9 protein-coding genes are annotated in these 12,221 nt (G+C 72.3%); all 9 read right to left on the bottom strand.

What is annotated here, in order from left to right:
• Positions 1-2,806: preprotein translocase subunit SecA (gene secA, locus HF519_RS18605; protein WP_169414240.1), on the bottom strand; the 2,806-nt coding region annotated here is incomplete at its 3' end.
• A 171-nt stretch (positions 2,807-2,977) separates the two neighbouring features.
• Entirely contained in the window at positions 2,978-3,658 is a 681-nt protein-coding gene (hpf, locus tag HF519_RS18600) for a ribosome hibernation-promoting factor, HPF/YfiA family (protein WP_169414239.1), read from the bottom strand.
• A gap of 280 nt (positions 3,659-3,938) precedes the next feature.
• The gene (locus HF519_RS18595; protein WP_169414238.1) at positions 3,939-4,631 is read right to left on the bottom strand and encodes a ComF family protein; all 693 of its coding nucleotides are present in this window, start codon (positions 4,629-4,631) and stop codon (positions 3,939-3,941) included.
• Positions 4,632-4,735: 104 nt separating this feature from the next.
• The gene (locus HF519_RS18590) at positions 4,736-6,487 is read right to left on the bottom strand and encodes an LpqB family beta-propeller domain-containing protein (RefSeq protein WP_169414237.1); all 1,752 of its coding nucleotides are present in this window, start codon (positions 6,485-6,487) and stop codon (positions 4,736-4,738) included.
• The gene (gene mtrB / locus HF519_RS18585; RefSeq protein ID WP_246244455.1) at positions 6,484-8,316 is read right to left on the bottom strand and encodes an MtrAB system histidine kinase MtrB; all 1,833 of its coding nucleotides are present in this window, start codon (positions 8,314-8,316) and stop codon (positions 6,484-6,486) included. The genes HF519_RS18590 and mtrB overlap by 4 nt, the downstream gene beginning before the upstream one ends.
• A 13-nt stretch (positions 8,317-8,329) precedes the next feature.
• A complete protein-coding gene (gene mtrA / locus HF519_RS18580) occupies positions 8,330-9,007 on the bottom strand; it encodes an MtrAB system response regulator MtrA (RefSeq protein WP_169414236.1) in 678 nt (225 codons plus the stop codon).
• A 53-nt stretch (positions 9,008-9,060) separates the two neighbouring features.
• On the bottom strand, positions 9,061-9,711 hold the full coding sequence (locus HF519_RS18575; protein WP_169414235.1) for a dTMP kinase: 651 nt from the start codon (positions 9,709-9,711) through the stop codon (positions 9,061-9,063).
• A 60-nt stretch (positions 9,712-9,771) separates the two neighbouring features.
• Positions 9,772-10,248, bottom strand: coding sequence for an NUDIX domain-containing protein (locus HF519_RS18570; RefSeq protein WP_169414234.1), 477 nt, complete (start codon positions 10,246-10,248; stop codon positions 9,772-9,774).
• Positions 10,249-10,624: 376 nt separating this feature from the next.
• Positions 10,625-12,133: an adenosylhomocysteinase gene (gene ahcY / locus HF519_RS18565; RefSeq protein WP_169414233.1), complete on the bottom strand. Its 1,509-nt coding sequence runs from the start codon at positions 12,131-12,133 to the stop codon at positions 10,625-10,627.
• Positions 12,134-12,221: the final 88 nt, after the last annotated feature.

Below are 12,221 nucleotides of genomic sequence, written 5' to 3'. Positions count from 1 at the left end.
CCCGTCGCGCGGGACCGCCGGCGCGACCGCGGCGGCGAGCAGCGCCGCCAGCGGCGGGCCCAGATCGCGGCGCCCGCGTTCCTTGTAGCCGAGCAGCGCGGCCCGCAGCGGGCCCCGGTACCGCCCGCCGGCGAGCCGGTGTGGGCTGCTGCCGAGCGGGTGCGGCGGGCTGACGAGCAGGTGGGGCCTGCTGGGGAGCCGGGGCCGCCGCGGGCGCAGCCTGCACGCCGGCGGCCGCGGGCTGGGCCTCGGCGGCCTGGGCCTGCGCGGGAGCCGGCTGCGCGACCTGCACCTGCACGTTGAACAGGTGCCCGACGGCCTCCTCCTTGATGCCCTCGAGCATCGCGGCGAACATGTCGTAGCCCTCGCGCTGGTACTCGATCAGCGGGTCGCGCTGGGCCATCGCGCGCAGCCCGATGCCCTCCTTGAGGTAGTCCATCTCGTAGAGGTGCTCGCGCCACTTGCGGTCCATGACCTGCAGCAGGACCTGGCGCTCGAGCTCGCGCATGCCGCCCTGGGCGCCGATGATCTGGTCCATCTCGGCCTCGCGGGCGGCGTAGGCCCGCTCGGCGTCGGCCAGGATCGCGGCGGTCAGGGCCTCCTTGGTGAGATCGCCCGGATCGTCGAGGTTTCCGTCCTCGTCGACACCGTCGGTGAGGTCCTGCCAGCGGATCGAGATCGGGTAGAGCGTGCCCAGCGCCGTCCACAGCTTGTCGAGGTCCCAGTCCTCGGCGTAGCCCTCGGCCGTGGCGCCCTCGACGTAGGCGTTGATCACGTCGGAGAGCATGTGCTGGATCTGGTCCTTGACGTCCTCGCCCGCGAGCACGCGACGGCGCTCGTCGTAGATGACGGTGCGCTGCTTGTTGAGCACCTCGTCGTACTTGAGGACGTTCTTGCGGATCTCGAAGTTCTGCTGCTCGACCTGGGTCTGCGCGCTGCGGATGGCCTTGGTGACCATGCCCGCTTCGATCGGGACGTCGTCCGGCAGGTTGAACCGGTTCATGATCGACTCGACCATCTGGCCGTTGAACCGGCGCATCAGGTCATCGCCCAGGGACAGGTAGAATCGGGACTCGCCCGGGTCGCCCTGGCGGCCGGACCGCCCGCGCAGCTGGTTGTCGATGCGCCGGGACTCGTGCCGCTCGGTGCCCAGCACGTAGAGCCCGCCGGCCGCCTTGACCTCCTCGGCCTCCGCGGCGACCTGAGCCTTCATCGCCGCGAGCACGTCGTCCCAGGCAGCCTCGTACTGCTCCCTGCTCTCCACCGGGTCGAGCCCACGGCGGCGCAGCTCGAGGTCGGCGAGGAACTCCGGGTTGCCACCGAGCACGATGTCGGTACCACGACCGGCCATGTTGGTGGCGACGGTGACGGCGCCGGCGTGGCCTGCCTGCGCGACGATCGCGGCCTCACGCTCGTGGTGCTTCGCGTTCAGCACCTCGTGCGGGACCTGGCGCTGCACCAGCAGCCTCGACAGGTACTCCGACTTCTCGACGCTCGTCGTGCCGACCAGAACCGGCTGCCCGGCCTCGTACTTCTCGGCGATGTCGTCGGCGACCGCCTCGAACTTGGCCGTCTCGGTCTTGTAGATGAGGTCGGCCTGGTCCTTGCGCTGCATGTCCCGGTTGGTCGGGATCGGCACCACGCCCAGCTTGTAGATCTGGTGCAGCTCGGCCGCCTCGGTCTGCGCGGTACCGGTCATTCCGGAGAGCTTGTCGTAGAGCCGGAAGAAGTTCTGCAGGGTGATGGTGGCCAGCGTCTGGTTCTCCGCCTGGACCTCCACCCCCTCCTTGGCCTCGATGGCCTGGTGCATGCCCTCGTTGTAACGCCGGCCCGCGAGCACCCGGCCGGTGAACTCGTCGACGATCAGCACCTGGCCGTCGCGGACGATGTAGTCCTTGTCCTTCTTGAACAGTTCCTTGGCCTTGATGGCGTTGTTCAGGTAGCCGACCAGGGGGGTGTTCGCGGCCTCGTAGAGGTTGTCGATGCCCAGCTGGTCCTCGACCAGGGTCACGCCGTCCTCGGTGACGCCGATGGTGCGCTTGCGCTCGTCGACCTCGTAGTGGACGTCGCGCTTGAGCATCGGCGCCATCCGCGCGAACTCCTGGTACCACCGGGCGCTCTGCTCGGCCGGACCGGAGATGATCAGCGGCGTGCGGGCCTCGTCGATGAGGATCGAGTCGGCCTCGTCGACGATCGCGAAGTTGTGCCCACGCTGCACCAGGTCGGCCTTGTTCCAGGCCATGTTGTCGCGCAGGTAGTCGAAGCCGAACTCGTTGTTCGTGCCGTAGGTGATGTCGGCGGCGTACTGCTCGCGGCGCTGCGCGGGCGTCATCTCCGAGAGGATCACGCCGACCGACAGGCCCAGGAAGCGGTGGATGCGGCCCATGTTCTCCGCGTCGCGCCTCGCCAGGTAGTCGTTCACGGTGACGACGTGCACGCCGTCGCCGGAGATCGCGTTGAGGTAGGCGGGCAGCACCGAGGTGAGGGTCTTGCCCTCACCGGTCTTCATCTCCGCGACGTTGCCCAGGTGCAGGGCCGCGCCACCCATGAGCTGTACGGGGAAGTGCCGCTGGCCGATGGTCCGCACCGCCGCCTCGCGGACCACGGCGAAGGCCTCGGGCAGGAGCTCGTCGAGGTCCTCCCCCTCGGCGTAGCGCGCCCGGAACTCATCGGTCTTGGCTCGCAACTCGGCGTCGGACAGCGCCTGCACGTCCGGCTCGAGCGTGTCGATGTGAGCGGCGATCTTGCCGAGCCGCTTCACCAGCTTCGTCTCACCGGCACGCAGCAGACGGTTCAGGAACGGCACTGGTCGACCTCACTCACCGATCGCGGTCATGGCGCAGCGCGCCGTGCCACGGCACCCTGCCCCGCCCATGGTAGAGGCACCACCGATGTGGAGGTCTGTGAACGCCGCCGGGGCGGTACCCGACCGTGTCACGCGTCCGGTACCGCCCCGTGATTCCTCGGTGTGGGTGGGTCAGCGAGTCAGAGTGATGACTCCGTAGTCGTAGCCCTTGCGACGGTAGACGACGGAGGGTTCACCGCTCTCGGCGTCGGAGAACAGATAGAAGTCGTGCCCGACGAGTTCCATGCGGGACAACGCCTCGTCGATGCTCATGGGTTCGGCGGTGTGCACCTTGCGGCGCACGACGCGGCCCGGCCTGCTGCCGACGTCGCCGGTCTCGGGCAGGTCCTCACCGCTGGCTCGCGGGGCTGGGATGTCCACATCCACGTCCACGTCCGCGTTCACGTCCACATCGACGTCCACCTCGAGGTCGATGTCGATGTCGATGTCCTCCAGCACCCCGATCGCGGCCGGACCACCGCGCCCGACCATGACCCGGGCCCGGCGGGGGTTCACCCGGCGCCGGTCGTGCTGCCGGCGCAGCCTTTCCTCCAACTTCCCGACGGCCGCATCCAGCGCCGCGTAGAAGTCCTGCGCGCACGCCTCCGCGCGCGCCACCGGGAGGCATCCACGCCCCGTGATCTCTATTCGCTGACAGCTCTTCGACTGCCGGCGATTACGTTCGTGGAAGAGTTCGACTTCCATTCTGAGGATCTTGTGGTCGTACCGTTCCAGACGGGCGACCTTCTCTTCGACGCGAACCCGGAAATGGTCCGGGACCTCGACGTTCCGGCCGGTGACAACGATCTCCACTCGGACTTCCCTCGCTCTCAGCGTCGGGCTCTGAGTTGCAGGTGCGACCGGGGTACCCCGCCCCGGACGCGCGATCGGTGCTTCCTCCTGTTGGGGCGTTCACAACGGGTTGCTAGCACGGTAGTCGCCACCACGTTCCGGCAACAGAGCCGAGCTACCAGTCACACCGGACCAGGTGGAAGCGCCGAACGACATGTCGGCCGCGGCCCACAACCGGTATTTTCCAAGGGCTGTCGGGACGCCGATTCCGCCGTGATCTCCCCGCCCGGCCGGCCGGCGATCATCGCCCGGCGCGGCCCGTGGCATCACACAGCACCAGCGCCGCACCCACCCCCACGCCGGCCCCGGCCAGTGCGTCCCGGCACGCCCGGAGCGTCGCCCCGGTGGTCACCACGTCGTCCACGAGCAGCACCCGGGACGCACCGGCACCCGGTGGCGGCAACCCGGCCGCGCGCACCCGGAGCCGGCCGGCCAGGTTGGCGCTGCGCTGGTCCGCGTCGAGGCCCACCGAGTCGCGCGCCCGCCGGGCCAGCCGCAGCGCCCGTGCCGGTTCGACCTGGTATCCCGCGACGGCCAGCGCGGCGGCGAGCCCGCGACACAGCCGCAGCACGTGGTCACCGCCGCGGGCACGGGCCGCCGCCGGCCGCGACGGCGCCGGCACGAGCCAGAGCGGCCCGTCGCGCGGGACCGCCGGCGCGACCGCGGCGGCGAGCAGCGCCGCCAGCGGCGGGCCCAGATCGCGGCGCCCGCGTTCCTTGTAGCCGAGCAGCGCGGCCCGCAGCGGGCCCCGGTACCGCCCGACGGCGAGCACCGCGGGCCCGCCCTGCAGCGCCACGTGCAACGGCGCGCCGAGGCGCGCGGCGCAGTCTCCGCACCATGACACCCCCGGCTCGCCGCAACCACCGCAGCCGCTCGGCAGCAGTAGGTCGACCAGCCCGCCGGCCGAGCCGGCTACGAGCTTTCGGGAACTCATGATCCGAGCATGACGCGCCGGACCGACGACCCGGCGCGAAGCGGCGGCGGTTGTCCACAGCCCGCGGGCCCGGAGCCGGTGACCGGCCGTCACCCGCGACCCACTCAGCCCGGGTAGAGGGGCACCGCGTCGGGCATCCCGCCCACGACCCGACGCCAGGTGTCCAGCTCTCCGCCGGAGAAGCTCCACACCCCACCCTGGTCGGCCACCAGCAGCGGGCGGCTCGGCGCGGCGGCCACCGCCTGCAGCGGCGGCGTCAGGTTGCTGCTCGGCACGAGCTGCCAGCTCAGGCCGTCGACCGAGACGAGCGACACCGGGCGATCGGTCCGCTTGCTCACCACCAGCACGGACTCGGCAGCGCGCCAGTCCACCGCGACGACCTCGCCCAGATCGGCGACCCGCAGCCGGCGGACATTGCGGATCGCGACCTCGCCGTCGCCGGTGCGCGCGACGGCCGCCGTCACCAGCCGACCGCCGACGACCGCCGCGACGCGCAACCCGTCGCGGGACAGCCGCAGGTCCTGGATGGGACCGAGCGCCGCGAGCTCGGCGCTGTTGACCTGTCCCGTCCGGGTGGCGCCGCCGGTGTCGACCAGCACCCGGGCGACGACCGCGCCGTCGAGCACGGTCCACACCTCCGCGCCCGTCGGCGTCCAGGAGGGCCGGGTCATGCTACCGGCGCCGAGCTCGACCCCCTGCAGGGCGCCCTCCGGGGTGCCGATCAGCAACCGCTGCCGACCGGGTTCCCGGGAGATCACGGCGAGCCGCTGCCCGTCGGCGGTCGTGGCGGCCGACATCACGTCGAAGGCCCCGTTGCCGGCCGGCCCCGGGACCGGTGCTCCCGGGTCGGCGCCGGTCAGCTGCCGGACCCGGCCCCCGGCGACCAGCAGCCCCGGCACGTCGGCGCGCGGCTGGACCTCGGCGGCGAGCCCGGCGACGTCGTCGCGGGTCAGGTCGGTGCGCTCGGGCAGCAGCGGGGCGCCGTCGATCAGCACCCGGACGGCGCCGACGTTCACCTCGGACAGTGACAGCACGATCTGGGCGGCCAGCAGCCGGCGGGCCTGCTCGTCGAGGTCGCCGACCTGGGTCAGGTCGACGATGACCGCTCCGTCCGGGCTCTGCGCGACGTTGGAGCGCAGCCGCGCCGCAGGCGGCAGCTGGCTGACCGCGGCGCCGGCCAGTGCGCTCGACGGTCCCGCAAGCAGCAGTTCGACGGTCCGCGAGGCCTGGGCGCGCGCGGGCACGGTCGGCAGGTAGCGTAGGTCGGTCACGGTGGTCCGGCGGATCGGGTCCACGAAGTAGGTCTTCACCGTCCGGTAGTTCGACCGGAAGTCCGAGAGCCGCACGAGCACGCCGTCGGGCAACCTGCTGATCCGCCACTGGCCGTCCCGGCGCACCACCGTCACGTCGACCTCGACCGGGGCCTCGTCGGGCTGGAACGCACCGGCGGGGGTGAGGGTGCCGACCCGGTTGCCGCGGATCCGCACCGTGGTCGTGTCGGCCGCCGGTTCGGTCGGGGCCGGCGGATAGACCGTGTCGAACTGCTCGTCGAGCACGGTCAGCCCGGACGCGTCGTCCCAGCCGGTGGCCTCCGCGCTGAGGAAGCGCCGGGCAGCGCCGTGCCGGTCGGCGCTGCTGCCGGACGCATAGACGAACCCGCGCACCAGGTCGAGCGGGTTGCTGCCGTCGACGGGGCCCGGCGGGAGCACCGGCGCCTCGCCGTCGGTCACCTTGCGCAGCACCTGGACCGAGGAGCTCTGCGGGACGCTCGCACACCCGGCCAGCCCCGCGACCACCAGCAGGGTGGCCACGGCGGCCATCACGCGGGAGCGCACGCCCGCCCGGACGCCCGTCATCGCTCCCCGCCCTGGCTGACCGGGCGCGCCTCCATGATCGCCGGCTCGGCGCGGCGCACGGCGGGCTCGTCGCCGGCGGCCGGCGACCCGCCGGGGGTGGACCCGGCCTCGGCGTCGGCGAGTCGCGGGATGCCGAGCGGTGGTGTCAGGACCGACGACGGCTCGCCCGGATCCGGGACCTCGTGCGTCCCCGTCTCGGGACCCAGCGGCAGCGGGCTCGACGTGACGACGTCGCCGACGGTCCGCGGCAGGGTCAGCCGGAACGCCGATCCCACTCCCGGCTCCCCCCACGCCTGTAGCCACCCGCCGTGCAGCCGGGCGTCCTCCAGGCTGATCGAGAGCCCGAGTCCGCTGCCCCCGCTGCGCCTCGCCCGGGACTCCTCGGCCCGCCAGAACCGGTTGAACACCAGGCCCGCCTCGCCCGGACGCAGGCCGACGCCCTCGTCGCGCACGAGGACCGCGACGGTGTGCTCGTCGGAGCCGAGGGTGACCCGGACCGGCCGGCCCTCCCCGTGGTCGATCGCGTTGGCCACCAGGTTCCGCACGATCCGCTCGACCCGGCGCGGGTCCACCTCGGCGAACACCTCGACCGGCAGGTCGAGCTCCAGCGGGGTGCCGCTCTCCTCGGCCAGGCCGCGCACCGCCTCCACCGCCCGCGAGACCACCCCGTGCATGTCCAGCCGCTCGGCCCCCAGCTCGGCCACCCCGGCGTCGAGGCGGCTGATCTCCAGCAGGTCGCCGAGCAGCGCCTCGAAGCGGTCCAGCTCGTTGACCAGCAGCTCCGAGCTGCGGCGCAGCGCGGGGAGCAGCTCGTCGCGGGAGGCGTAGAGCACGTCGGCGGCCATCCGGACGGTGGTCAGCGGGGTGCGCAGCTCGTGGCTGACGTCGGAGGTGAAACGCCGCTGCAACGCCCCGAACTCCTCGAGCTGACGAATCTGGCTCTGGATGCTGCCCGCCATCTCGTTGTAGGACTCCGCGAGCCGGGCCACCTCGTCGTCCCCGTGCACCGGCATGCGCTCGTCGAGGTGGCCGTCGGCGAAGCGCTCGGCCACCTCGGCGGCCTGCCGGACCGGGCGCACCACCTGCCGGGTCACCAGGCTGGTGATACCGGCCAGCAGCAGGATCAGGACCAGCCCGCCGACGATCAGCGTGCTCTGCACCAGGCCGAGCGTGCGCTGCTCGGCATCGAGCGGGAACAGCAGATAGAACTGCAGGTCACGGCCCGCGGTACGGATCGGCTGCCCGATCATCAGGGTCGGCATGTCCGCGACCGCGGAGTACTTCGTGGCCAGCCCGCCCTGGGCGACCGCGTGCATCAGGTCGGCCGGGACGTCCTCGACCGTGCCCGCCGAGATCTCCGTGCCACTGCCCGATCCGGTCGTGAGCACGGCGCGGAACTCCCCCGCCGTCGGCGAACCCGGCTGCGCGGCCAGGCTCGTGTTCGTCAGCCGGTCCAGCGCGTTGTTGAGGGTGCCCTGGGCGCCCTCGCGATCCGGGTCGACGCCGGAGAGATCACGCTCCAGGACCGCGCGGCCGGAGTCGGCCTGCACGAGTGCGGCGTCGAACTTGCCCTGCACGAGTCGTTCGGCGATCTGGGTCTGGAGCACCAGGCCCAGGACGACGACCACCGCGGTGGACAGCGCGAGCGTGCTGACCACGACCCGCAGCTGCAGGGAGCGCCGCCACGCCGCGGCGAAGGCCGAGCGGACCTCGTGGACCAGCTGCCCGGTGTGCGCCACGCCGCGACGCAGGCGGACGCCCGGCGCCGACCGGGCCATCCGGCGGACGGCCCGCGCCGCGACCCCCCGGGACGGGATCGGACCGGTCATCCGGCTCCGTTCGTCACGGAGGTCCGGCCTTGTAGCCGACCCCGCGGACGGTCAGAACCACCTCGGGGTGCTCCGGGTCGCGTTCGACCTTGGACCGCAGTCGCTGGACGTGCACGTTCACCAGCCGGGTGTCGGCGGCGTGCCGGTAGCCCCACACCTGCTCGAGCAGCACCTCGCGAGTGAACACCTGGCGGGGCTTGCGGGCCAGCGCCACGAGCAGGTCGAACTCCAGCGGGGTCAGCGCGATGTTCTCGCCGTTGCGGTTCACCTGGTGCGCGGGGACGTCGATGGTCACGTCCCCGATCGACAGGTGCTCGGCCGGCTCGTTCTCGGTGCGCCGCACCCGCGCCCGGATCCGGGCGACCAGCTCCTTGGGCTTGAACGGCTTGACCACGTAGTCGTCGGCACCGGACTCCAGGCCGAGCACGATGTCGACCGTGTCGCTCTTCGCCGTGAGCATCACGATGGGGACGCCGGACTCCGACCGGATGGCACGGCAGACGTCGATGCCGTTCATGCCGGGGAGCATGAGATCGAGCAGCACCACGTCGGGCCGCAGCTCGCGGACGGCGGGTAATGCCCGGGTGCCGTCACCGACGACAGCGGTGTCGAAGCCCTCCCCCCGGAGCACGATGGTCAGCATCTCCGCCAACGCCGGGTCGTCGTCGACCACCAGCACGCGCGACTTCATGCGGATCAGCATCCCATTTCCCGAGGGCCTCTCGCCCCGGACCCGCCGGGCCGCTACCCGAGCAGCCGATCGGCCAGGGCTGCGGTGTCCGGGGAGCAGGCCCCGTCGAGCACCGTCCAGGGGCTGAGCCAGGACGCCGCCGCGAGCCCGCGGTAGACGGCGTCGGTGCGCCGCTGCAGCGCAGCGTCGGCCTCGTAGGCGTCACGCTCCCGGCCGGGTTCGGTGCGCGCCCGGTGCCGGGCCCGCTCGGCGGCCACCTCCCCCGGGACCGCCAGCAGCAGCTGCCGGTCCGGGACCGGGATGCCGAAGCGCTCGATCTCCAGCGCCCGCACCCAGCCGACGATCTCGCCGCCGGCGTCCTGCTCGAGCCGCGCGGCGCAGTAGGCCGCGTTGGAGGCGACGTAGCGATCGACGAGCACCACGTCGTGGGTGTCCAGCGCGGTGCGCAGGCCGGGGGCGGCGGCGCGGCGGTCGAGGGCGAACAGCAGCGCCATCGCGTGCACCGACCCGGCGACGGCGTCCCCGTCGCCGAGCCGGCCGTAGAGCGCGTCGCGGGCGAGCTCGGCGTGCACGTCGTCGTCGTAGCGGGGGAAGGCCATCCGCGCCGTGCGGGCGCCTCGGTCGGCCAGCGCGGCGCACAGCGCGTCGGAGAGCGTGCGCTTGCCGGCGCCGTCCAGGCCTTCGATGACGATCAGCCGTCCCACCCGGCGAAACTACCGTGAGCGGACAACGCCGTTCGGGCCGCCGTCACCGCCCACGGTGGGTCAGCCCCGGTCGCGCAGGTGGGGCCAGCTCGCGGCGAACCCCGGGTGCAGCTCCAGTTCGTGGAGGCGGTCGGCGCGCACCCACCGCAGCTCGACGCTCTCCCCACCGCGGGCCGCGACCGGGACCGCCAGGTGGGCCCGCACGACGACGGTGGTGTAGGACCAGCCGCCGTGGTCGTCGACGAACTCGCCGGTGACCGGCAACGACGTGGTGTCCAGATCGGACTCCTCGGCGGCCTCCCGGCGGGCCGCCTGCTCGGCCGTCTCGGCCGGGCGCCGGGCGCCACCCGGGACACCCCAGGTGCCGCCGTAGTGGCTCCAGGCCGCGCGATGCTGCAGCAGGATCCGCTCGACGGCGTTCTCGTCACGGTGACGCACCAGCAGGCCGGACGCGCCGAAGACGCCCCAGTGCCGGTGACCCTGGGCGCAGAACGCCCACCCGTCGCCGTCGCAGCTCTCCTGCTGCAGCGCAGACATGAGATCAGCCTATGTCGGCGGCCCCTCCTGCGTCGCTGATCACAGGCGCTCCAGACTCAAGTCAGCAATCGCTGACCCTGCACCGCCGTCACCCTCGGCTCGGGCATGTCGGGGCGCGCGTCCGCGGCGCCGGGTCGGCCGGTACCTCACAGCCGCTGGTGCGGGCCGACGGCGCCGGTGTCCTGACCGGGCGGCCCGTGCGCTCGCCGACGTCACCGCAGGGCTGCCGGGGGGCCGCGCGAGCCGGCCACGCCGGCCGCGGAGGCCCCGTCCGGGCCGCTCGACCTGGGCAACATCCTGGCGCGGGACGTCGGAACCGCGTTCCGGGACGCCGAGAGGGCCGGGACGCCCGGCCCCGGCCCCCTCGGCAGGTGGATCAGTAGCGGTAGTGCTCGGGCTTGAACGGACCCTCGACGTCGACGCCGATGTACTCGGCCTGGTCCTTGGTGAGCTTGGTCAGCTCGCCGCCCAGCGCCTGCACGTGGATCCGCGCGACCTTCTCGTCGAGGATCTTCGGCAGCCGGTAGACGTCCTTGCTGTACTCCTCGTGCTTGGTGAACAGCTCGATCTGCGCGATCACCTGGTTGGAGAAGCTGTTCGACATGACGAACGACGGGTGACCGGTGGCGTTGCCCAGGTTCATCAGCCGGCCCTCGGACAGCACGATGATCGAGTGCCCGTCCGGGAACACCCACTCGTCGACCTGCGGCTTGATGTTGATCCGGCGGATGCCCGGGTAGCGGGCCAGGCCGGCCATGTCGATCTCGTTGTCGAAGTGGCCGACGTTGCCCAGGATCGCCTGGTGCTTCATCTTCGCCATGTGCTCGACGGTGACGATGTCCTTGTTGCCCGTCGTGGTGATGACGAGGTCGGCCTGGCCGATCACGTCGTCGAGCCGCGCGACCTGGAAGCCCTCGAGCAGCGCCTGCAGCGCGCAGATCGGGTCGACCTCGGCCACGATGACCCGCGCACCCTGCCCCGAGAGCGCCTCCGCGGAGCCCTTGCCCACGTCGCCGTAGCCAGCCACGACCGCGACCTTGCCGCCGATCAGCACGTCGGTGGCCCGGTTGATGCCGTCGATCAGCGAGTGCCGGATGCCGTACTTGTTGTCGAACTTGCTCTTGGTGACCGAGTCGTTGACGTTGATCGCCGGGAACAGCAGCTGGCCCTGCTCGGCCAGGTGGTAGAGCCGGTGCACGCCGGTGGTGGTCTCCTCGGTGACCCCGCGGATGTCCGCCGACACCCGGGTCCAGCGCTGCGGGTCGGCCGCCAGCGAGCGGCGCAGCGTGTCGAGGATGATCCGGTACTCCTCGGCGACGGTGAGGTCGTCGTCGTCGACGGTGGGGACCACGCCGGTGGTCTCGAACTCGACGCCCTTGTGCACCAGCAGCGTGGCGTCGCCGCCGTCGTCGAGGATCATGTTCGGGCCGACGATCTCGCCGTCCGCGTCACGGAAGTTGAACAGCTGCTCCGTCGCCCACCAGTACTCCGGCAGCGTCTCGCCCTTCCAGGCGAACACCGGCACGCCCTTGGGCTCCTCCGGCGCGCCGTGCGGGCCCACGACGATCGCCGCGGCCGCGTGGTCCTGGGTGGAGAAGATGTTGCACGACACCCAGCGCACATCGGCGCCGAGCGACACCAGGGTCTCGATCAGCACCGCGGTCTGCACCGTCATGTGCAGTGAGCCGGCGATCCGGGCCCCGTGCAGCGGCCGCGCCTCCGCGTACTCCCGACGCAGCGCCATCAGCCCGGGCATCTCGTGCTCGGCGAGCCGGATCTCCTTGCGGCCGAACTCCGCCAGCCCCAGATCGGCGACGGCGAAGTCGATCCCGTTGCGCGTCTGCAGCCGACCGGTCGGATCGGTGGTCTCGGTCGTTGCGGTCATGTGGGGTTAGGCCTCCTTGTGGCACAGTCCGACCGGTCACGCTACCCGGGTGGGCGGAGCTTCGGCGCGTCCAACGCGGGTGAGGAAG

It is taken from the genome of Pseudonocardia bannensis, from assembly GCF_012911875.1.
GTDB lineage: Bacteria > Actinomycetota > Actinomycetes > Mycobacteriales > Pseudonocardiaceae > Pseudonocardia > Pseudonocardia bannensis.
This window is presented reverse-complemented; position numbering and strand designations above follow the sequence as displayed.